The following is a 23029-nucleotide window of genomic DNA, read 5'->3' as shown; positions in this document are numbered from 1 at the left end:
ACCTTTCTCACGCAGAGCGTGGGAAAGGTCATCCAGAGCTAAACTCCCGCCCGCGCCTGCAAACTCAAATGCGCCTGCTCCCCGGGTGCCAGGCATAGGCTCTCGGTGCCGCCACTGGCCGCTTCGACGCAAACGAACTCACTGACTTCATCCCAGCTCACCCCCAGCAATGGCCTGGCACCGGGGTGCCACACCACCGTGTCGGCGCTATCACCGGTATCGATGCACAACTCGCGCTGCCAGGCGTGATCCTTGAGTTGCAATTCTCCCTCATGCTGGAACACCCGCTGACAGCCACCGTCGACCCGCAACTCGCCTTCCTGTTGGCAAACCGCACGGTTCAACTGGTCGTAACCGTGCGCGCCTTCGAGCCCAGACAGCGCTACCTCGCCGACGTCACCAATACGCCAATAGGCATGCAAGGCTTGGCTCAACTGGCAAGGCAGGCTGTCGTGATGCTCGGTGCTCAAGCGCAGCTCCATGCCCTCGCCCAAGTCGGCATACAGATCGACTTGCCAGTCGCACAGCTGCAACTGCCAGTGCAAGTGCACGCCATCGTGATCGCTGCTGCTCTCCAGCAGCTTCCAGTCGATCAGACGCGCCCAACCATGGGACGGCCAGGCATTTTCGCTCGGGTGACGGCCATACCAAGGCCAGCACACCGGGACGCCACCCCGTATGGCGCCGACTTGTGGCCACTTGGCCGCGCACCACAGCCAGGGTTTCTGGCCGCGCGGCTGAAAGTGCAACAACTGCGCACCCTGGCGACTGAACACCGCCTGGCACAACGGGTGATCGATCACCAATACATCGCGCTGCTGATAGCGCTCCCAGGCAAATACCGGACGCTCGCGCAAGGATCTGAAAAAGCGTTGTAGCGGATGCTCATGCATGGGCCGCAGTCCTGGAAATCATTCGATACTCAACTGTGTACGACTCTTCTTTTGTGGCGAGGGAGCTTGCTCCCGCTCGGCTGCGAAGCAGTCGTAAACCGGACAAATGCGGTCTGGCTGAAGCACCGCAGTGAATGGCTTTCGGGTCGCTTCGCAACCCAGCGGGAGCAAGCTCCCTCGCCACAGGTTCTGCGCGCAACCAAACGCACTCCGCAAAAAAAAGCGGACAGCCTTGGCTGTCCGCAAATATGCGCACATAGAGAGGAGCTTATCGCAACAGCGTTAGAACACCGACTGAATTTTCAGACCGGCCACCAGCGCGTCATCGACTTCGTTGACACCGCCTGGGTGAGTCACGTATTGCAAGTTAGGACGCACGGTCAGCCAGTTGGTGACATGGAAGCCGTAGTTGATTTCGTAGTTGTATTCAGTGCTGCGCAACGGCGAGAACAGCGGATTGTCGTAGTCGCTTACACCATTGGCAACGTTGGTCAGCTCGGCGTTTTTCTTCACGTCTTCGTTGACATGGATGCGCGAGAAACCGATCCCGACGTCATCTTTAGGACGCGCATCGAACGGCCCCTTGTACACAAACATCAGCGACTGGTAATTGTCGACGACGTTGGTTTCCTTGTCATGGAAGGTGGCGTTGGCCGCGATGTTCAGGCCGCGCGTAGCGTCACCATTGTGCGCGGTGAGCTGCTGCTGCAGGACGAACCAGTAGCCGTCCTTGCTGCTGTGGCTACGGTAGGCGTTGCCGGTGGTCGCAGCGTCATTGCCATTGTCGTCTTCGCGGACGTCATCAGCCTTGGCGGTGCTTTTGTAGTAGCCCACACGGTACTCGCCCGGCAAGTTGTTGATCTTCGGCGACCAGACCAATTCGACCGGAATCAAGGTGCCCTGGGTGCCGCTGCCGCTGAGCTTGTAGCGGTTGTTGTTTTCCAGCTGCGAAGGGTTCTGGTTGTAGGCGCCGATTTGCGCATACAGCTCAGGCGTAATGTTGTATTTGAACCGGATCGCTGCCTGCATGATTGGCCAGTTGTACCAGATGCCGGTGGCCCAGTTGCCTGCCTGGGAACCGCAGAAGGCCAGGTTCTGGAACTCGCAAGGGAAGGTGTTGAAGTCTTCGCCCACGCCGTAGTAACCGGCTTTGACATCCAGCTTGCTGTCGAAGTATTTCTGCTTGATCCACAACTGGGTCAGACGGGTAGTCTGCCCGCGACCCCAGACTTCCTGGGAGGAGCTGAGGGTGCCGGCACGCGGGTCACCGATACGGTCGTTGGAGATGTTGCGACCATCACGGCGAGTGAATTGGATCTTGGCTTCCGTTTCATTCCAGCCCAGCAGTTTTTCCAGGTCGAGGGCTACGCCCAAGCCAAACTGTTGGGACCAACGCGCGGTCTTGTCATCGTTGTAGCCGCCGTCGAGGTTGGCACCCATCTCACCGACGAAGTCAGCCTTGATGTCGATACCCTGCTCGATCAGCTTGGTCCGTTCACCGCCCCAGTCGCCCGTCATCCACTTCGAGTCGGCGCTGAACGCGTCGGCCGCATGGGCGCTACCGGCCAGCATCATCGCCGCAACGGCTGACAACTGGCAGATAAGCTGGGCATTGTTCTTCTTCTTCATCCCTACATCCTCGTCTTTATTGTTATTAACTGTTTTTATCTAACGCGGTTTACAACGATTGCGACGGGAGGTCCCCCACTCGCCGCAGACTCCTGTCGAGAGCGAGCAAGCCCGCTCCGTCTTCTATTACTCATCGGCCTTTGAACTGCGCGACATTGTCGGTTCGGGCTTGCGCTTGCGGCTGGCCGGCCACGCCCAGGCGCTCGCCAGACTTGGCGTCGAACAGCAGCACTTTCGACGGGTCGAATTGCAGCGTCAGGGTTTCGCCCGGCGCTGGCGCAACGTCCGGTGCGAGGCGGCAGCAGACCTTGGTGTCGTTGAGGTTGACGAACACCAGGGTGTCCGGACCGGTGGGCTCGGTGACCTGGACTTCTGCCCGAATGGTCGGCAAACCGTTCGGCTCGTTTCCGGCCAACACGATCTGCTCCGGGCGCAGGCCCAGGATCACTTCGCGATCTTCGAGGCCGGCGTCTTGCATGCCCATCGGCAACTCGCAACGGGCCTGACCGCTGTCGAGCAAAGCCAGCAGGCGACCGTCCTTGCGTTGCAGGCGCAGGGGAATGAAGTTCATCGGTGGAGAACCGATGAAACTCGCCACGAACAGGTTGGCCGGGTTGTTGTAGATGTCTTTTGGCGTGCCGAACTGCTGGATGATGCCGTCCTTCATTACCGCCACCTTATCGCCCAGGGTCATGGCTTCGATCTGGTCGTGAGTGACGTAGACCGTGGTGGTTTTCAGGCGCTGGTGCATCAGTTTCATTTCGGTGCGCATCTCGACCCGCAGCTTGGCGTCGAGGTTGGACAGCGGTTCGTCGAACAGATAGATCTTCGGCCGCCGCGCCAGGGCCCGGCCCATGGCAACGCGCTGCTGCTGGCCGCCGGAGAGCTGGCCGGGCTTGCGGTTCAGCAGGTGTTCGATCTGCAACAGCTTGGCAACACGCGCGACTTCTTCGTTGATGTCCGCCTGTTTCATCTTGCGAATCTTCAGGCCGAACTCGATGTTCTCGCGCACGCTCATGGTCGGATACAGCGCGTAGGACTGGAACACCATGGCGATGTCACGATCCTTGGGGCTCATGCCGCTGACATCCTGGTCGCCGATCATGATCGCGCCGCCGGTGATAGTCTCGAGGCCGGCGATGCAGTTCATCAGTGTGGATTTGCCGCAGCCCGAAGGGCCGACCAGGATCAGGAACTCACCTTCCTTGATCGACAATTGGATGTCTTTCAAGGTGTCGGGCAGGCCCGCGCCATAGGTCTTGTTTACATTGCGAAGTTCAAGCGTAGCCATGATTACCCCTTGACCGCGCCAGCCGTGAGGCCGCGCACGAAATACTTGCCTGCGATCACATAGACCAGCAGGGTCGGCAACCCGGCGATCATCGCCGCCGCCATATCCACGTTATATTCCTTGGCCCCGGTGCTGGTGTTGACCAGGTTGTTCAGCGCCACCGTGATGGGCTGGGAGTCGCCGCTGGAGAACACCACGCCAAACAGGAAGTCATTCCATATCTGGGTGAATTGCCAGATCAGGCAGACCATGATGATTGGCGTCGACATCGGCAGGATGATCCGGCGGAAGATCGTGAAGAAGCCCGCACCATCCAGGCGTGCGGCCTTCACCAGCGCGTCCGGGATGCTCACGTAGTAGTTACGGAAAAACAGCGTGGTAAACGCCAGCCCGTAGACCACGTGGACAAACACCAGGCCAGTAGTGGTGCTGGCCAGGCCCATCTTGCCGAGGGTGAACGAGGCCGGCAGCAGCACGGTCTGGAACGGCAGGAAGCAACCGAACAGCAACAGGCCGAAGAACAGCTGCGAGCCACGGAAACGCCACATCGACAACACATAGCCGTTCAGCGCGCCGATGGCGGTGGAGATCAACACGGCCGGAACGGTGATCTTGATCGAGTTCCAGAAATAGCCATTGACCGTGGCCCAGGCCTTGACCCAGCCAATACCACTGACCACGGTCGGCCAGCTCAACAGGTTGCCGGTGCTGATGTCTTCCGGAGTCTTGAAGCTGGTCAACAGCATGACCACCAGCGGCACCAGGTAAAGCAATACCGCGACGATCAGCACCGCGTAGATCGCGATGCGGCTCAGGCTGATGGAGGGTTTGGCAGCGAGACTAGTCATGACGCTTGGCCCTCAGCTCGGAATACAGATAAGGCACGATGATGGCGAGAATCGCACCGAGCATCAGGATGGCACTGGCCGAGCCCATGCCCATCTGGCCGCGACTGAATGTGAAGGAATACATGAACATGGCTGGCAGGTCCGAGGAGTAACCCGGTCCACCGGCCGTCATGGCCGCTACCAGGTCGAAGCTCTTGATCGCGATGTGCGCCAGGATCATTACGGCGCTGAAGAACACCGGACGCAGGCTTGGCAGCACCACTTTCCAGTAGATGCGCGGCATGCTCGCACCGTCGATCTGCGCGGCGCGGATGATCGATTGATCGACGCCCCGCAGGCCGGCCAGGAACATCGCCATGATGAAACCCGAGGCCTGCCAGACCGCTGCGATCACCAGGCAGTACACCACACGATCAGGGTCGATCAGCCAGTCCAGGCGGAAGCCTTCCCAACCCCAGTCGCGCAACAATTTGTCCAGGCCCATGCCCGGGTTGAGCAACCACTTCCAAGCGGTACCGGTGACGATCATCGAGAGCGCCATCGGGTACAGGTAAATGGTGCGGATAAAGCCTTCGCGACGGATACGCTGGTCAAGAAACACCGCCAGCAGCACCCCAATCACCAGGGTGATCCCGATGAACATGCCGCCGAAGACCGCGAGGTTCTTGCTCGCTACCCACCAGCGGTCGTTGTCCCACAGCCGCGCGTATTGCGCCAGGCCCGCCCACTTGTAAGTCGGCAGGAAAGTCGACGTGGTGAACGACAGGACGAACGTCCACAAGATGTAGCCATAGAAGCCCACCAGCACGATGAACATGCTCGGCGCCAGCACCAGTTTTGGTAGCCAGCGCTGCAATGCATCGAACGGCGAGGCCTTGCTGAATACAGCAACAGAACTCATGGGGAAATCCAAAACAGAGAATAAGGACTAAGGGCAGCTGCAAGCTGCAAGCCCAGCAAAGTGCCTGCTTGCAGCTCGTCGCTTGTAGCCGCTTTACTTGGCCGACTGAACCGCTGCGCCAAGCTTCTTGGCGGCATCGGCAGGGTCGGCTTTCGGGTCGTTGATGTAGTTCGTCACCACGTCAAAGAACGCGCCCTGTACCGCCAGCGTGGTCGCCATGTTGTGCGCCATGCTTGGTTGCAGGCCGCCGGACTTGGCGTCCGCCAGGAAGTCCTTGGCAGCGGTCTGGGCGCAGGAGTCGAAACCGTACTTGGCCATGTCGCCCAGCATGTCGTTGCGCACCGGGATCGAGCCTTTGTTGATGCTGAAGACTTTCTGGAAGTTTTCACCCAGCACGACCTTGGCAATATCTTTCTGGCCGGCGGCGGTGCCTTGGTCTTTCTGCTTGAACACCGCCAGGGAGTCGATGTTGTAGGTGAAGGCCTTGTCAGTACCCGGGAAGGCTACGCATTCGTAGTCCTTGCCGGCGACTTTCTTCGCGGCGGTCCATTCACTCTTGGCCCAGTCACCCATGATCTGCATGCCGGCCTTGCCATTGATGACCTTGGCCGCTTCCAGGTTCCAGTCCTGGCCCTTGCCATCAGGGTCCATGTAGGTCGCGACTTTCTTCAGCTCGGTCAGCGCCTTGACCATTTCAGGACCGGTCAGTGCCTTGTTGTCCAGGTCGACCAGTGCCTTCTTGTAGCCATCGGCACCCATGACCGAAAGCACCACGGCTTCGAACACGGTGCTGTCCTGCCAAGGTTGGCCACCGTGGGCCAGGGGAATGAAGCCCGCGGCCTTGAGCTTGTCACCGGCTGCGTAGAATTCTTCAAGGGTGGTCGGGTTCTTGGTGATGCCGGCTTTCTTGAAGACTTCCGGGTTGATCCACAGCCAGTTGACGCGGTGGATGTTCACCGGCACGGCCACGTAGTCACCTTCGTACTTCACGGTGTCCGAGACTTTCTTGTCGAGCAGGCTGTCCCACTTTTCTTCCTTGGCGACATCTTTCAGGACGTCGGTGTCGAGCAGGCCGGTAGTCGCCCATTCCTGGATGTCAGGACCCTTGATCTGGGCTACGCCCGGAGGGTTGCCGGCCACGGCGCGGCTCTTGAGCACGGTCATGGCAGTGGAGCCGCCACCGCCGGCGACAGCGCCGTCCTTCCAGGTAAAGCCGTCTTTTTCTACTTGGGCCTTGAGCACATCGACCGCGGCTTTCTCACCACCCGATGTCCACCAATGGACGACTTCCACGGAACCTTTCGATTCGGCGGCAAGGGCGCTGACAGGGAATGCTGCGACGGGAAGCAAGGAAGCAAGAGAAATGACAGTAGCGAGGCGAGAAATCGCATTCATCTAGAAGTACCTTTCTTGTTGTTATGCATGCAAGTCTGGTGCTTGCGCTGCATGGATTCTAATCAGGGGATATCCCTTCGCAGGTAACGAAGGGACGCGTGTATGTCACGACATGGTTACACAGGCGCAGGCTCGGATAACCGTGCCAGGGCCGACGCCATGCTGGGCGCCAGCGGGAGGCGAGGTATCAGCACCGCCTGCCAGGCGTGATAAAGATCCGGTTTGCCCGGCCAGATGTCGGCACTGGGGCGGTTTTGCGGGTCGAGCTCGTGGTGCCAGCTGCCGTTGCAGCGGTCGATGAAATGTTTGTCACAAAATTCCCAAAAGCGCCGGTACCAGGTCTCGTATTGGACCTCGTCGGTGCGCTTGAGCAAGGCACTGGCCGCCGCTGCCGCTTCGGCATGCACCCAGTGCAAGCGATGGCGGACCACGGCACGGTTGTCCCAGTCCAAGGTGTAGACAATGCCCGGCGCACCATCGATCTGCCAACCATGGCGGCAGTTTTGCTCGAAGAGTTTTTGCGCATCCTGGACCAGCCAGCCCGGCGTCAGCATGCCGATCCGAACCCGCGCGGCTTCAAGGTGCAGCAGCAGCCGCGCCCATTCGAAACCATGGCCCGGCGTGGTGCCATATGGGCGGAAACCGTCGGCTGGGTTGTCGTGGTTGTACTCACGCAACGGTTGCCAGTCGCGGTCGAAATGTTCCACGACCATGTGGTCGTTGGCGGCGGCATGGACATGGATCACCCGTTCGACGATGTGCAGCGCACGGGCCAGCCAGCGCGGGTCGTCGGTGGCATCGGCCAAGGCGAGAAAGGCTTCGGTGGCGTGCATGTTGCTGTTGGCGCCGCGATAGGCTTCTTCCTCGCTCCAGTCGCGGTTGAAGGATTCGCGCAGGGCGCCCTCTTCTTCGCTCCAGAAATGCTCGTCGATGACCCGTATCGCCTCCTTGAGCAATGCCTCGGCACCGGGACGCTGGGCCACCACCGCGGAGCTGGCGGCCAAGGCAACGAATGCATGCAGGTAAGCGGCTTTGCCGGTGCCGTCCTCATCGGGATGGGTCGTGGCAAACCAGCCGCCATATTCCGCATCACGTAGCGGCCCCATAAGCGCCTGGACGCCATGATCCACCAGCTCGGCGAACCCTGGCAGGCCCTGGATGTGGGCCATGGCGAAGCTGTGGGTCATGCGCGCGGTGTTCATGGTCTCGGCCCGCGCATTGGCCGGCAGGCGACCCAGCTCATCCAGATTGCCGAAACCGTCGGGCAGTTTCGAGGCCTTGGCGAACGCCAACAGGCGCAAGCCTTCGGCGGCGAGCCATTGCTGGTGGGCAGGTGCATTCAGCCAACTGCTGAACGCCGGTTGGAAGGTATCCATCGAGGTCCCTTTTTTGTTGTTCTGACCCGGGGAGTCTAAACAAGGGAAGGCAAGCGACAGGTAACGAAAGGGACGAGTTATGTCACCGATCCGTGACATTGATAATGAACGTTCCCACGCTCTGCGCAGGAACGATCAGTCGACACAGCCCGGCTAATCCTGGCTGCGCGGCAATTGCAACGTCACCCGCAACCCACCCTCGCGCAGGTTTTGCAGGCTCACTTCGCCGCCATGGCTGTGGGCAATATTGCGTGCGATGCCCAGCCCCAGGCCATATCCCTGCTGTTGCCCGGCCAAGCGAAAGTGCGGCTCGAAGACTTGCTCCAGGCGCTGCTCCGGCACGCCCGGGCCTTCATCGTCAACGTGCAGGACGAACGCCGTTTCGTCGTCGTCGATGTGCAGATGGGCCTTCTGCCCGTATTTCAAGGCGTTGTCGATCAGGTTGCCGATACAACGCTTGAGGGCCAGCGGCTTGCCGGGATACGGGGCCAGCGCCCGACCATCCTGTGTAACCCGGCCGTTGCCGTTGGGCGCGAGATAAGGCTCCACCAGGCAATCGAGCACATGGTTGAGGTCCACTGGCTCGATGTTTTCATGGATATCGGTGTCCTTGACGCATTGCAGCGCGCCCTTGACCAGCAGCTCCAACTCGTCCAGGTCACGGCCGAACTTGGCTTGCAGGTTTTCGTCCTCCAGCAGCTCCACCCGCAGTCGCAGCCGGGTGATCGGTGTGCGCAAGTCGTGGGAAATCGCGCTGAACAACTGGCTGCGCTCGGTCAGGTAGCGGCTGATGCGCTCGCGCATGGCGTTGAAGGCGCGCCCCACTTCCACCACTTCACTGCCGCCGCCCTCGGCCACGGGCTCCACTTCGGCGCCCAGGGACATGTCCCGCGCCGCCCGCGCCAAGCGCTTGAGCGGCCGGCTCTGCCAATGCACCAGCAAGCCGATGAACAGCAACAACAAGCTACTGGTGAGCACGATGAAACCGACCTGTTGCTTGGGCAGGTCCTGTTCTTCGAGGCTGGTATAGGGTTCGGGCAGCAGCGAGGCGATGTACAGCCATTCGCCCGGTGCCATCTGGATCTGCGTGACCAGCACCGGCGGGTTTACCGGTTCAAGGGTCAAGGCGTAATGGGCCCAAGAGCGGGGCAACTCATCGAGCTTGAGTCCGCCGTTGAAAATCCGCAGGTCCTCGGGGCTGACGAACTTGACGGAAATGTCGGCGTTGTTGCCCAGGGAACGACGCAGCACTTCGTCCACGGCCTTGAGCACTGCCAGCTTGCGCGGCGTGACCGGCAGCACGTCCATGCCCAGGGGTTTGTCGTTGAGCGTGACGACGAATCGCGTACCGCCCATGCTGCGCAACTGGTCCAGCACCAAGGGACGATACGCCACCGGCAGCGAACGCAGGTAGCTGACGGTGGCGGTCATCGAGTGAGCCAGGCTGCGCGCGCTGGTGACCAGGCCTTCGAGCTGGGTCGCGCGCAGTTGCGAAACCCAGATCAGGCTGGACAACGTCTGGGCGAACAGCACCACCAACAAGGTCAGCAGCAGCATGCGCCCCAACAGCGAGCGCGGCACGGGCACTCGCCTTGCCAGTTTTTTGATCCCGTCAATGACCATTGCTGGCAACCACAGTGGCCGCCAGTTGATAACCGCTGCCGCGCACCGTACGGATCAATCGCGGCGGCTTATCAGTGTCGCGCAAGCGCTGGCGCAGGCGACTCACCGCCATGTCGACAATCCGGTCCAGCGGCATGAGTTCACGTCCCCGGGTGGCGTTGCCGATGGTGTCGCGGTCGAGGATTTCCTGGGGATGGTCGAGAAACAGTTTGAGCAGGGCAAAGTCGGCGCCAGACAGAATCACTTCTTCGCCATCGGCGTGGAACAGCCGGTGGCTGACCATGTCCAGGCGCCACTCGTCAAAAGCCAGCACCTCGCCGCCGGTGCGTTCCTGGCCGAACTGCGCCCTGCGCAGCAGCGCCTTGATGCGCGCCTGCAATTCACGGGGGCTGAAAGGTTTACCCAGGTAATCATCGGCACCCAACTCCAACCCAATGACCCGGTCGGCCTCGTCGGAACTGGCGGTGAGCATGATGATCGGCACGTGCGCCTGGCGCGGGTGCTGGCGAACCCAGCGGCAGAGGCTGAAGCCGTCTTCATCCGGCAGCATCACGTCGAGGATCACCAGGTCGCTCGGTGCCTCGTTCAAGGCCTGGCGAAACCCGGCGCCATCAGGCGTGGTGCGCACCTGGAACCCCGCACGGCTGAGGTAAGTGTCCAGCAGCTCGCGAATCTCTTGGTCGTCGTCGACCAACAAAATCGATTTGTTCACTGAACTCACGGGGCATCGTCCTTGCTGTTTAGGTTGGGGCGGATTATGCCTGATGGACGGAACCTGCAAACACCACAACCTGCGAGGCGAGCGAGCCCGCTCCCACAGGTAGCCTATTTCAGACGAAGGCCGACGCCGATTGCTCCAACGCCACGCCCGCGCCCATCAGCCCAGAGTACGGCGCGGTCACCAGCCAGACCGGAATACCGTTGAAATAATCGCTCATACAACCTTTGTCGGCGAAGCATTTGGCGAAGCCGCTTTCGAGGAAGAAATCGGCGAACCGAGGGACTACCCCGCCAACAATGTAAACGCCGCCACGCCCACCGACCGTCAACACGTTGTTGCCCGCCACGCGCCCCAGCCAGCGGCAGAATTGCTCCAGGACTTCCAGCGCGATGGGGTCGCCGGCGAGGCCAGCTGCGGTGATCGACTCGGGGGTATCGAGCACCGGCACATGGCCGTCCACCGCGCAGATCGCCCGATAGACGCGAGGCAGGCCACTGCCGCTCAGGGCCGTTTCGGCGCTGACGTGGCCGATCTCGTTGTAGATGTGTTGCCAGAGTTGAGTCTCGCGCGGACTGCTCATTGGCAGGTCGACATGACCGCCCTCTCCCGGCAACGCCGCGAAACGGCCCTCGCCCAGGTCCAGCAGCGTACCGACGCCCAGCCCGGTGCCCGGACCAATCACCACCGCCGGGCGCATCGGCTCGGGCGTGCCCTGGCAGACGACCCGATATTCATCGGGACGCAAACAGGTCATGCCCAGGGCCATGGCGGAGAAGTCGTTGACCAGCATAAGCATGTCCACCTGCAAGGTCTTGCAGAAGGCCAGGTTGCTCAGTCGCCAATGATTGTTGGTGAAGCGAAACTCATCGCCGCTCACTGGGCCGGCCACCGACAGGCACACCGAGCCAATCGCCCCCGGCGCCATGCCCATGCCGCTCAAATACACCTTGATGGCATCTTCCGGGCAGGCGTAATCCGCCGTCGCCAGCACCTGGATGTTTTCCAGGTTGTGGTTCTTCCACAACGCGAAACGTGCGTTGGTCCCACCGATGTCACCGACCAAAGCCAGTTTCAATTAAGCGTCTCCAGGGCAGAAGTGAACGCGCTGGCGCCCTGCTCCGCCGAGCTGAAGGCCATGCGCATGAAACCGAACAGCTCGCGACCGGTGCCGATGTTGTTGCCCAACAGGCCTTTGGCCGGCTCGCGCGCGGCGAACTCATCGGCGTCCACCTTCAATTCCAAGGTGCCTTTGACGCCATCGACGCGGATGATATCGCCCTCCCGCACCCGAGCCAACGCACCACCGACATACGCTTCGGGGCTGACATGGATTGCCGCCGGGATTTTCCCCGACGCGCCGGACATGCGCCCGTCGGTCACCAGTGCCACTTTGAAGCCGCGATCCTGCAGCACGCCGAGGAACGGCGTCATCTTGTGCAGTTCCGGCATGCCATTGGAGCGCGGGCCCTGGAAGCGCATCACCGCGACAAAATCCTTCTCCAGCAAACCGGCCTTGAACGCATCGGCCAGGTCCTGTTGATCCTGGAAGACCATGGCCGGGGCTTCGACGACCTGATTTTCCAGGGCCACGGCCGAAACCTTCATCACGCCACGGCCCAGGTTGCCTTCCATCACCCGCAACCCGCCTTCCGGCGAGAAAGCACGGGCCACCGGGCGCAGGATGTTTTCGTCGAGACTTTCGGTCGGGCCGTCGCGCCACACCAGCTCGCCGTCTTCCAGGAACGGTTCCTGGGTGTAGCGACTCAAGCCATGACCGAGCACGGTGTTGACGTTCTCATGAAGCAGACCGGCTTCCAGCAGTTCGCGGATCAGGAACGACATGCCGCCCGCCGCCTGGAAGTGGTTGATGTCAGCCTTGCCGTTCGGGTAGACGTGGCTCAGGGTCGGCACCACCTCGGAGAGATCGGCCATGTCCTGCCAGGTCAACTGGATGCCCGCCGCCATGGCGATGGCCGGCATGTGCAAGGTGTGGTTGGTGGAACCGCCGGTGGCGTGGAGCGCGACGATGGAGTTGACCAGCGAACGCTCGTCGACGATTTCGCCGATGGGCATGAAATTACCGCTCTGCTTGGTCAGGCGCGTCACCTGGAACGCCGCTTCGCGGGTCAGGGCATCGCGCAGCGGCGTGTTCGGGTTGACGAACGAAGCGCCCGGCAGGTGCAGGCCCATGACTTCCATCAGCAACTGGTTGGTGTTGGCGGTGCCGTAGAAGGTGCAAGTGCCGGGGCTGTGGTAGGACTTCATCTCCGATTCCAGCAGCTCTTCGCGGGTGGCCTTGCCTTCGGCGTAGCGCTGGCGTACGTCGGCTTTTTCCTTGTTGGAAATGCCCGACACCATCGGCCCGCCTGGCACGAAGATCGTCGGCAAGTGACCGAAGCGCAGCGCGCCCATCATCAGGCCCGGGACGATCTTGTCGCAGATACCGAGCATCAGCGCGCCATCGAACATGTTGTGAGACAACGCCACCGCCGTGGACAGCGCGATCACTTCACGGCTCGGCAGGCTCAGTTCCATCCCCGCCTCGCCCTGGGTCACGCCGTCGCACATGGCGGGCGTGCCGCCGGCGAACTGGCCGACCGAGCCGATCTCGCGCAGGGCTTTCTTGATTTGTTCAGGGAAGGTTTCGTAGGGCTGGTGCGCCGAAAGCATGTCGTTATAGGACGACACAATGGCGATGTTGGCGGCGTTCATCATCCGCAAGTGATGCTTGTCTTCGGTGCCGCAACCGGCCACGCCGTGGGCGAAGTTGGCGCACTGCAACTTGCCGCGCATCGGACCGTCGCTGGCTGCACCGCGAATCAGTTCAAGGTAAGCCTCGCGTGTAGCGCGACTGCGGGCGATGAGCCGTTCGGTGACCTCAAGTACGCGGGGATGCATGTGTAGAACTCCAGGCTAACGGGTATGGCGACCTGATTGTCTATGCTGGTTCAAAGCCCCTTGCGCACCGCAGGAAAGACCGGGCGACAAACGGTTTCTGACCAATCGGACCAGTTGATTCAGGTCACTCGTTGTAGATAAAACAAAATATTGCCACTAAAAAGGCTTGTTTTCTATTTTTATGCGAATAATCTTGTAATTCCAACAACAAATCGACGGCGGCGCAGTTAATGACTCTTCGAATTGCAATCAATGGTTTTGGCCGCATCGGCCGCAACGTCCTCCGTGCACTGTATACCCAAGGCTACCGTCGCGACTTGCAGATCGTCGCCATCAACGACCTGGGCGACAGTGCAATCAATGCTCACCTGCTCAAGTTCGACACCGTCCATGGCACCTTCGATGCTGACGTACAGCACGACCATGAGAGCCTGACGGTCAATGGCGACCGCATCTCGGTCAGCGCCATCCGCAACCCGGCCGAACTGCCTTGGGCCGCCGAGAAAATCGACGTGGTGTTCGAGTGCACCGGGCTGTTCACCGACCGTGCCAAGGCCGCCGCGCATATCAACGCCGGCGCGCGCAAGGTAATCATCTCGGCCCCGGCCAAGGGCGCCGATGCCACCGTGGTGTATGGCGTTAACCACGATATCCTGCGCCAGTCCCACCAGATCATTTCCAACGCTTCGTGCACCACCAACTGCCTGGCCCCGGTGGCCCAAGTGCTGCACCGCGAGCTGGGCATCGAAAGCGGCCTGATGACCACGATCCATGCCTACACCAACGACCAGAACCTGACCGACGTCTATCACAGCGATCCGTACCGCGCCCGCTCGGCCACCCAGAACATGATCCCGAGCAAGACCGGCGCCGCCGAAGCGGTGGGCCTGGTGCTGCCGGAACTGGCTGGCAAACTGACCGGCATGGCCGTGCGTGTACCGGTGATCAATGTGTCCCTGGTGGACCTGACCGTACAGCTCAAGCGCGAAGCGTCGGCCGAAGAAGTCAACGAACTGCTGCGCCATGCCAGCCAGCATTCGAAAATCCTCGGCTACAACACCCTGCCGCTGGTCTCCAGCGATTTCAACCACAACCCGCTGTCGTCGATCTTCGACGCCAACCACACCAAGGCCAGCGGCAAGCTGCTCAAGGTATTGGCCTGGTATGACAACGAATGGGGTTTCTCCAACCGCATGCTTGATAACTGCCTGGCGTTGTGTAACGCCGAGTAACTCAGCGCGACGTCAAGGCGAGCCAATCGTGGGAGCGCGCTCCCACAACGGCTCTGCCGCAGGAAATCAGGGCTTGACCATCCGCGCAGATGATAAGCATTATCATCTACTCAAATCGGATCGGGCCCTACCGTGAGTCAATCGCGCTTTCACCACGTCTTTCTTGCCCAGCGCACACCGTTGCTGCGCACCCTCGAGCGCATGGTCAACAACCCGAGCACCGCCGAAGACCTGCTGCAGGAAACCTATCTGCGCGTCACCCGCGCGTTGGCCGAACGCACGGTCGATCATCTTGAGCCCTTTGTCTTCCAGACCGCCCGCAACTTGGCGTTGGACCATTTGCGCGCGCGGCGGATCCAGTCGCGAACCGTGCTCGACGACGTTCCGTTGGACGTAGTGAATAGTGTCGTCGCGCCCCAAAGCAGCGCCGAAGACGCCGCCCACGCCGAGCAAATGCTTGAGCGACTGAATGTGCGCTTGCAATCGCTGAGCTCGCGCCAGCAGCAGATTTTTATCCTCAGCCGCCTGCACGGCCACAGCTACCAGGACATCGCCGAGCGCTTGGGCGTGTCGTTGAGTACCGTGCAAAAGGAACTGAAATTGATCATGGCGATCTGCATGGGCGTGGCCGAACGCCTGGACACCGAGTGAGCCTGCAGAGACATCCGCAGCCAGCACCTTCGTCCAATTGTGTTGGCTGGCGAGCCTGCTAGTCTTGGTCGCCAGAAACGAAACAGCCGTGCATAGACACTGCAGAGGAAACACCGTGACGGACAACCATCGCCCCCCTGAAACCGCCGAGGCACGGCACACCGCCCATGCCATGGACCAGGCGCTGGACTGGCTGATCCTGCTCGATAACCCCAGCGAGGAACAGCGCCGACAGTTCCAGGCCTGGCTGGCGGCCGACCCGCGCCACGGCGAAGCGTTCGCCCGGGCCCAGGCGATCTGGAACGGCCCGCAAATCATCGAAAGCGCCCGGCAGCTGCAGGACCGCCCCAAGGTCAGCGCACTGTCGCGCCTGCGCAGCCATTGGAAACCATTAGCCACGGCAGCCGTGCTGTTATTGGGATTGTTCAATTTCAGCGACCTGCCGCTGCAATTCCAGGCCGATCACCTGACCGTGGTTGGCGAACGCCAACGCCTGCAACTGGAAGACGGTTCCAAGGTCCTGCTCAACACCAATTCGGCTTTTTCCAGTTCCTTCGACGAACACCGGCACGTGGCCCGGCTGTACAAGGGCGAGGCGTTTTTCGAAGTGCCAGCCAGCCGCACCCTGCCGCTGGAGCTGGACGCCGGCCCGGTCACCGCCAGCGTCAGCGATACCACATTCGCGGTGCGTTACCTGGATGGCGTCGCGCAGGTCCAGGTGCAACGCGGCGATATCGACCTGAGGGCAACCCGTTATGACACCCATGTCCGGCTCTCGGCCGGCGAGAGCATCCGCATCGGCCCCAACGGTTTCGACCGCCCGGCACGGCTCGACGTCGGCACCGACCTGGCCTGGGTCCAAGGACGACTGGTGTTCGAGAATCGGCCGCTGAGCCAGGTCCTTGCCGAATTGCGGCGCTACTACCCCGGTTGGATCATCACCAGCAACGACCGGCTGGCCAACGTCGCGGTCACCGGCAACTACCGCCTCGATCAACCCCTCGATGTGGTGCGCTCCCTGGCCCACATAACCTCCGCGCGCCTGAGGGAATTTCCAGCGCTGGTGATCTTGAACTAAATGAGAATTATTTTTACTCGATAGGCTTCGCTGGTTCGTCTCGTTATAGCCAATGCAATTGATTCGCATCTCGCGATGCCGATCTGCACCTATAACAGATGCGACACGGAGCACTATCGATGTCCTCTCGCTTTACTTGCCGATTCCTTGCCCCTAGCACGCTGTCACTGCTGACCGCCGCCATCTTGATGGCCGGCATAGCACCGGCCGCCCTCGCCGCCAACGCCGAGCAACCGCCGGCCCGCAACATGGGCGACTACACGTTTTCGATTGCCCGGCAGCCGCTGGTCTCGGCCTTGAATGCCTTTACCGCCGTCACGGGCTGGCAGGTTGGGCTGCCCGCCGAATTGGCCGAAGGGGTCGCGTCGCCAGGCGTCAATGGCTCGCTGCCACCGGAAAAAGCCCTGGAGCGCCTGTTGGTGGGGACCAACCTGAGCTACCGCAAGCTGGGCAATAACAACATCGTTCTGGAAAAGCGCAGCGCCGGCAACGTGTTGGACCTGCAGCAGGTGACCATCAGCGCCACCCGCCAGGAACAGGACATCACCAGCGTGCCGAGCACCGTTTCGATTCATGATCGCCAGGAGCTGGACCGCAACAACGTCAACACCATCAAGGACCTGGTGCGCTACGAGCCCGGCGTGTCAGTGGGCGGCGCGGGCCAGCGTGGCGGCATCAGCGGCTACAACATCCGTGGCATCGACGGCAATCGGATCCTGACCCAGATCGATGGCGTGGAAGTCCCCGGCGGTTTTTTCAACGGTCCCTACGCCAAGACCCAGCGCAATTATGTCGACCCGGAAATCATCAAGCGCGTGGAGATCCTGCGCGGGCCGGCCTCGGTGCTGTACGGCAGCAATGCCATTGGCGGCGTCGTCAGTTATTACACGCTCGACCCGGACGACATCATCAAGCCCGGCAAGGACGTCGGCGCCCGGCTCAAGACCGGCTACAGCTCCGTCGATGAAAGCTGGCTTAAATCCGGCACCGTCGCCGGTCGCAGCGGACCGTTTGATGGGCTGCTCCACTACAGCCAGCGCGACGGTCACGAAACCGAATCCTACGGCAGTAACAACGGCACCGGCCTGGGCCGCACCGCGGCCAACCCGGAAGACGTGCGCGCCCATAACGTGCTGGCCAAACTCGGCTGGAACTACAGCGATGATGCGCGCCTGTCCCTGGTCTATGAGAAGTACAAGGATGATCGCGATACCGACCTGAAGAGCGCCTACGGCGGCCCCTACGCCAACGGCCAACCGGCCATTCCCGGGTCGATCCTGCCCGGCGGCATGTACCAATGGCGCACCGGCAACGACACCATTACCCGCGAGCGTTTCGGCCTGGAACACAGCTTCGCCTTGGATAGCCTGTTCGCCGATAGCATCAAGTGGAGCCTGAACCATCAGGTCGCCAAGACCGACCAGAGCACCGCCGAGTTCTATTTCCCGATCACCCGCCAGGTATTGCGCACCCGGGAAACACTCTATGAAGAAAAGCAGTGGGTCTTCGACGCGCAGTTGGACAAGGCTTTCAGAATTGCCGACACCGATCACGCGCTGACCTACGGCACTACCCTCAAGCAACAAAAGGTCACCGGTTCGCGCAGCGGCAACGGCGTGTGCCTGGCGGTCGGCGTGGGTTGTCCCGCCGTTGGCGCAATCAGCACACGAGACGTATTGGCAAAAGCCAGTGACTTCCCGGACCCGACGATCAACACCTACAGCCTGTTCGCCCAGGACCAGATCAGCTGGGACAAATGGACCTTCACGCCAGCGCTGCGCTACGACTACACCCGGCTCAAGCCGCACCTGACCGATGAGTTCCTCCGCACCGTGGCCCCTACCGCTGGCGGCACGGTCAGCGACGACAACAAGACCTGGCATCGCGTCTCGCCCAAATTCGGCCTGACCTATGCCCTCACCGATCAATACACCTGGTACGGCCAGTATGCCGAGGGGTTCCGCACCCCGACCGCCAAGGCCTTGTACGGTCGTTTCGATAACGCTGGGGTGGGCTACAGCGTGAAGCCCAATCCCGATCTGGAACCGGAAAAAAGCCAAGGCTATGAGACCGGCCTGCGCGGTCGTTTCGATTCGGGCTCGTTCGACGTGGCGGTGTTCTACAACAAGTACCGCGACTTCATCAACGAAGACGCCATTACCCCTGGCGCCGACCAGTTGACTTTCCAGAGCAACAACATCAAGCACGCCACCATCAAGGGCGTCGAGGCCAAGGGACGCCTGGACCTGGACGTGTTCGGCGCACCACAGGGCCTCTACACCCAAGGTTCGGTCAGCTATCTCCATGGCCGCAACAACGACACCGGCGAACCGCTCAACAGCATCAACCCGCTCACCGGCGTGTTCGGCCTTGGCTACGACCAGGAGCAGTTCGGCACTTTGCTCAGCTGGACCTTGGTGAAGAAGAAAAACCGCGTCGACGACAGCAATTTCAATTCGCCCGACGGCGTTACCAGCCAGTTCAAGACGCCCGGCTTCGGCATCCTCGACTTGAGCGGCTACTACAAGGTTGCGGAGGACGTCACGGTCAGCGGCGGCCTCTACAACCTCACCGACAAAAAGTACTGGTTGTGGGATGACGTGCGCGGCTACGACAGCGTTGGCGAAGCAGCGGTGCTGAGCCCGGCCAACCTCGATCGCCTGACCGCGCCCGGGCGCAACTTCGCGGTCAACCTGATCTGGGATATCTGACCAAGGTTTTGTCGGCAAGCCAAATGTCCTGTGGCGAGGGGATTTATCCCCGCTGGGGTGCGTAGCGCCCCCAAAGCCTGCTTCTTTCGGTTCCATTTTTGTTAGGGCTGCTACGCAGCCCAGCGGGGATAAATCCCCTCGCCACAATACTTCTGTTCGAAGGAATTTTTTCATGACCACTCAACGTTCCACTCTTCGCTCCCAACGTCTGAACCAGATCACCCACGAGCCCCACGGCAAGCTCGATGCCCTGGTCAAGGCCCACGCGCCCTTCGAAACCCAGGCCAGCTACGCCCGCTTCGTCGTCGCCCAGTACCTGTTCCAATCGGAACTGGTGGCGCTGTACAACGACGCGCAACTGACCGCCCTGATCCCTGATCTGCCGGCCCGCTGCCGCGCCGAAGCGGCCAAGGCGGATCTCGCCGACCTGGACACCGAAGTACCCGCGCCCGTGGCTGGCGCGGTAAAAAAACCGACCCAGGCCGAAGCCCTCGGTTGGCTGTTCGTTTCCGAAGGATCCAAGCTCGGCGCTGCGTTTCTGATCAAGCGCGCCGTGGCCCTTGGCATGAACGAAACCTTTGGCGCTCGCCACCTGGCGGAGCCGGCGGGCGGGCGCGCCGAGGGATGGAAATCCTTCACCCGCACCCTCGACGGCCTGGCCCTTACCGCACAGCAGGAAGCCGAGGCGGACAAAGGCGCGCTGGATGCCTTCAACCGGTTTACGGTGCTGCTGGAACAAGCGTATGCGACAGAATTGGCCTGACGGTCATCCAACAGACGCAGGGCGCTTGCTCTCGCGGGGCTGCGCAGCGGCCTCTCACTGATTTTTGATCTATGCTCGCTCTCTCGTTCTGGAGGGCTTGTGATGTCAGATCTGCTTACGCCGATGCAAACCGCCCTCGGTTTGCCTACGGCCCCGATCCCCTTCACTGGCGACGGCGCCCTGCCCTCGGCCTTCGCCGTCACCGAGTTGGCGTGCGCCAGCATCGCCACGGCCGGTCAAGCGGTCGCCGAACTCATCCACCAGCAAACCGGCCGCTTGCCGACGCTTGAGGTCGACCGACGCCTGGCCTCGTTCTGGTTTTCGACCTCCCTGCGCCCGATCGGCTGGAGCGTACCGCCCATGTGGGATCCCGTGGCTGGCGACTACGCCACCGCCGACGGCTGGATTCGCCTGCACACCAATGCACCGCACCATCGCCTTGCCGCGGAAAAAGTCCTCGGCACCTGCACCGACCGCGCCGACATGGCGCGCAAAGTTGCCCGTTGGCACAAGGCGGATCTGGAACAGGCCGTGGTCGAGGCCGGTGGTTGCGCCGCGCAGATGCGATCCTGGCAAGCATGGCAGGCTCATCCACAGGGCATGGCCGTGAACGCCGAGCCCCTCGTCCACCGGCACGACGATGGGCAAGGTCCGCTCAGGCCCTGGCTTGGCTCCGTCGCCCAGCCATTGGCCGGCCTCAAGGTACTGGACCTGACCCGCGTACTGGCCGGCCCGATTGCCAGTCGCTTCCTCGCCGGCCTGGGCGCCGATGTACTGCGCATCGACCCGCCGAGCTGGAACGAACCCGGCGTGGTGCCGGAAGTCACCCTCGGTAAACGGTGTGCCCGCCTCGACTTGCATCAATCCGCTGACCGCGCGGTGTTCGAGGCGTTGCTCAAAGACGCCGATGTCTTGCTGCACGGCTATCGCGCCGACGCACTGGAGCGCCTGGGCTACAGCGTCGAGCAACGCCGGCAAGTGGCGCCTGGGCTGATCGATGTCAGCCTCAACGCCTACGGCTGGAGCGGGCCATGGCAGCATCGCCGTGGCTTCGACAGCCTGGTGCAGATGAGCAGCGGCATCGCCGAGGCCGGCATGGTGTGGAAACAGGCCGACAAACCGACGCCGCTCCCCGTCCAGGCACTGGACCATGGCACGGGCTACCTGATGGCGGCCAGTGCGATTGTATTGTTCTCCCGCCGCTTGGCCGATGGCCGTGGCGGTTGCGCACGTTTGTCGCTGGCCCGCACGGCGAAGCTGTTGATCGAGCGAGGCGCCGCAAACGCGGCGGCACTGCGCGCCGAAGACAACGACGATCAGGGCCTGTTGGTGGAACAGACGCCGTGGGGCCCGGCACATCGACTGCACGTACCGCTGAAAATCTCCGGTACGCCGTTGCAGTGGGCGTTGCCAGCCGCCGAACTGGGGGCCCATCGCGCGCGGTGGTGAACATTCTGCGCCATCGCGCGATCCCCTACTTCCCGCTGGTTATCTGACCCAGATCAGCTGTTGTACTTTCGAATCGACCTAGGCTGTTGACTCTCTTCTCCGGCAATGGAGTCACGCAATGTCAAACACCCCTGGCAAACTTCGACTGGGTGCGTTGGTCGCGCTGGTAGTGGGCTCAATGATCGGCGGCGGGATTTTCTCGCTGCCGCAGAACATGGCCGCCAGCGCTGACGTCGGTGCAGTGTTGATCGGCTGGGCTATCACCGCCGTGGGCATGCTGACCCTGGCTTTCGTGTTCCAGACCCTGGCCAACCGCAAGCCCGATCTGGATGGCGGCGTATACGCCTATGCCAAGGCCGGATTCGGCGACTACATGGGCTTTTCCTCGGCCTGGGGTTACTGGATCAGCGCCTGGCTGGGCAACGTCGGTTACTTCGTGCTGCTGTTCAGCACGCTGGGCTATTTCTTTCCGATCTTTGGCGAGGGCAACACCGTCGCGGCGGTGATCGGCGCTTCGCTGCTGCTCTGGGCCGTGCACTTCCTGGTCCTGCGGGGCATCAAGGAAGCCGCCTTCATCAACCTGGTGACCACCGTCGCCAAAATCGTGCCGTTGCTGCTGTTCGTACTGATCGCCGTGTTCGCCTTCAAGCTCGAGATCTTCACCGCCGACATCTGGGGCCTGAAGAACCCGGACCTGGGCAGCGTGATGGATCAGGTGCGGCACATGATGCTGGTCACCGTATGGGTGTTCATCGGCATTGAAGGGGCGAGTATTTTCTCGGCCCGCGCCGAAAAACGCAGCGACGTCGGCAAGGCCACGGTCATCGGTTTCATCACCGTGCTGTTGTTTCTGGTGCTGGTGAACGTGCTGTCGCTGGGGATCATGACCCAACCTGAACTGGCGAAGCTGCAGAACCCATCCATGGCTGCCGTGCTGGAGCATGTCGTCGGCCACTGGGGCGCGGTGCTGATCAGCGTCGGCCTGATCATCTCGCTGCTCGGCGCCCTGCTGTCCTGGGTGTTGCTGTGCGCCGAGATCATGTTCGCCGCCGCCAAAGACCACACCATGCCCGCGTTCCTGCGCCGGGAAAACGCCAACCACGTACCGGCCAACGCCCTGTGGCTGACGAACGCGATGGTGCAGGTGTTCCTGATCGTCACGCTATTTTCCTCCAGCACTTACCTGTCGCTGATCTACCTCGCCACTTCGATGATCCTGGTGCCGTACCTGTGGTCCGCCGCCTACGCGTTGCTGCTGGCGGTGCGCGGTGAAACCTATGAGAAGGCGCTGGCCGAACGCCGCAAGGACCTGATCATCGGTGCCATCGCACTGGTCTACGCGATGTGGCTGCTGTACGCCGGCGGGATCAAATACCTGCTGCTTTCCGCCCTGCTCTACGCCCCCGGCGCGATTCTGTTCGCCAAGGCCAAGCGCGAGTTGGGCAAACCTGTTTTCACCTCGATCGAGAAGCTGATTTTCGCCGCAGTGGTCGCAGGCGCCCTGGTGGCTGCCTATGGCCTCTACGATGGCTTCCTGACGTTGTAATGGTCTTATCTGGAGGATCGTGTA

General features: G+C 61.6%; 18 protein-coding genes. 7 read left to right on the top strand and 11 right to left on the bottom strand.

What is annotated here, in order from left to right; genetic code table 11:
* Positions 1 to 38: 38 nt before the first annotated feature.
* The 11 genes from HU762_RS08495 to edd all read right to left on the bottom strand — a co-directional run bounded on the left by HU762_RS08495 (position 39) and on the right by edd (position 13575).
* Entirely contained in the window at positions 39 to 893 is an 855-nt protein-coding gene (locus HU762_RS08495; RefSeq protein ID WP_186635332.1) for a D-hexose-6-phosphate mutarotase, read from the bottom strand.
* A gap of 282 nt (positions 894 to 1175) precedes the next feature.
* Complete coding sequence (locus HU762_RS08490; RefSeq protein WP_186635330.1) at positions 1176 to 2522, bottom strand: carbohydrate porin; 1347 nt, start codon at positions 2520 to 2522, stop codon at positions 1176 to 1178.
* A 130-nt stretch (positions 2523 to 2652) separates the two neighbouring features.
* Complete coding sequence (gene ugpC / locus HU762_RS08485; protein WP_186613579.1) at positions 2653 to 3813, bottom strand: sn-glycerol-3-phosphate ABC transporter ATP-binding protein UgpC; 1161 nt, start codon at positions 3811 to 3813, stop codon at positions 2653 to 2655.
* Between the two features lie 2 nt (positions 3814 to 3815).
* Positions 3816 to 4661, bottom strand: a complete 846-nt coding sequence (locus HU762_RS08480) for a carbohydrate ABC transporter permease (protein ID WP_186635327.1) — start codon at positions 4659 to 4661, stop codon at positions 3816 to 3818.
* Positions 4654 to 5562: a sugar ABC transporter permease gene (locus HU762_RS08475; protein WP_030139360.1), complete on the bottom strand. Its 909-nt coding sequence runs from the start codon at positions 5560 to 5562 to the stop codon at positions 4654 to 4656. The genes HU762_RS08480 and HU762_RS08475 overlap by 8 nt, the downstream gene beginning before the upstream one ends.
* A gap of 93 nt (positions 5563 to 5655) precedes the next feature.
* Positions 5656 to 6957 (bottom strand): ABC transporter substrate-binding protein, encoded by a 1302-nt coding sequence (locus HU762_RS08470; protein ID WP_186635324.1) that lies wholly within the window; start codon positions 6955 to 6957, stop codon positions 5656 to 5658.
* Positions 6958 to 7073: 116 nt separating this feature from the next.
* The gene (locus tag HU762_RS08465) at positions 7074 to 8333 is read right to left on the bottom strand and encodes an AGE family epimerase/isomerase (RefSeq protein ID WP_186635321.1); all 1260 of its coding nucleotides are present in this window, start codon (positions 8331 to 8333) and stop codon (positions 7074 to 7076) included.
* A 153-nt stretch (positions 8334 to 8486) separates the two neighbouring features.
* The gene (locus tag HU762_RS08460; protein ID WP_186613585.1) at positions 8487 to 9956 is read right to left on the bottom strand and encodes an ATP-binding protein; all 1470 of its coding nucleotides are present in this window, start codon (positions 9954 to 9956) and stop codon (positions 8487 to 8489) included.
* Positions 9946 to 10677 (bottom strand): response regulator transcription factor, encoded by a 732-nt coding sequence (locus tag HU762_RS08455; protein ID WP_186635317.1) that lies wholly within the window; start codon positions 10675 to 10677, stop codon positions 9946 to 9948. Before HU762_RS08455 ends, HU762_RS08460 begins: the two co-directional genes overlap by 11 nt.
* A 109-nt stretch (positions 10678 to 10786) precedes the next feature.
* Positions 10787 to 11752 carry a glucokinase gene (locus HU762_RS08450; RefSeq protein ID WP_186635314.1) on the bottom strand — a complete coding sequence of 322 codons (966 nt, stop codon included), beginning with the start codon at positions 11750 to 11752 and terminating at the stop codon, positions 10787 to 10789.
* A complete protein-coding gene (gene edd, locus HU762_RS08445; protein ID WP_186635312.1) occupies positions 11749 to 13575 on the bottom strand; it encodes a phosphogluconate dehydratase in 1827 nt (608 codons plus the stop codon). Before edd ends, HU762_RS08450 begins: the two co-directional genes overlap by 4 nt.
* 230 nt (positions 13576 to 13805) lie before the next feature.
* Between edd and gap the strand changes: the two genes are divergently transcribed.
* The 7 genes from gap to arcD all read left to right on the top strand — a co-directional run bounded on the left by gap (position 13806) and on the right by arcD (position 23005).
* On the top strand, positions 13806 to 14807 hold the full coding sequence (gap, locus tag HU762_RS08440) for a type I glyceraldehyde-3-phosphate dehydrogenase (RefSeq protein WP_186635309.1): 1002 nt from the start codon (positions 13806 to 13808) through the stop codon (positions 14805 to 14807).
* 132 nt (positions 14808 to 14939) lie between these two features.
* The gene (locus HU762_RS08435; RefSeq protein ID WP_186635306.1) at positions 14940 to 15458 is read left to right on the top strand and encodes a sigma-70 family RNA polymerase sigma factor; all 519 of its coding nucleotides are present in this window, start codon (positions 14940 to 14942) and stop codon (positions 15456 to 15458) included.
* Between the two features lie 115 nt (positions 15459 to 15573).
* Entirely contained in the window at positions 15574 to 16536 is a 963-nt protein-coding gene (locus HU762_RS08430; protein WP_186635303.1) for a FecR domain-containing protein, read from the top strand.
* 119 nt (positions 16537 to 16655) lie between these two features.
* Positions 16656 to 19247 carry a TonB-dependent receptor gene (locus HU762_RS08425; RefSeq protein WP_186635301.1) on the top strand — a complete coding sequence of 864 codons (2592 nt, stop codon included), beginning with the start codon at positions 16656 to 16658 and terminating at the stop codon, positions 19245 to 19247.
* A 172-nt stretch (positions 19248 to 19419) separates the two neighbouring features.
* On the top strand, positions 19420 to 20010 hold the full coding sequence (locus HU762_RS08420; protein WP_186635298.1) for a biliverdin-producing heme oxygenase: 591 nt from the start codon (positions 19420 to 19422) through the stop codon (positions 20008 to 20010).
* A 102-nt stretch (positions 20011 to 20112) separates the two neighbouring features.
* Positions 20113 to 21459 carry a CoA transferase gene (locus tag HU762_RS08415; protein WP_186635295.1) on the top strand — a complete coding sequence of 449 codons (1347 nt, stop codon included), beginning with the start codon at positions 20113 to 20115 and terminating at the stop codon, positions 21457 to 21459.
* Between the two features lie 118 nt (positions 21460 to 21577).
* On the top strand, positions 21578 to 23005 hold the full coding sequence (gene arcD / locus HU762_RS08410; protein WP_186635293.1) for an arginine-ornithine antiporter: 1428 nt from the start codon (positions 21578 to 21580) through the stop codon (positions 23003 to 23005).
* The last annotated feature ends 24 nt before the right edge of the window (positions 23006 to 23029 follow it).

The sequence above is a fragment of the Pseudomonas sp. SWRI92 genome, assembly GCF_014268685.1.
Lineage (GTDB): Bacteria > Pseudomonadota > Gammaproteobacteria > Pseudomonadales > Pseudomonadaceae > Aquipseudomonas > Aquipseudomonas marvdashtae.
This window is presented reverse-complemented; position numbering and strand designations above follow the sequence as displayed.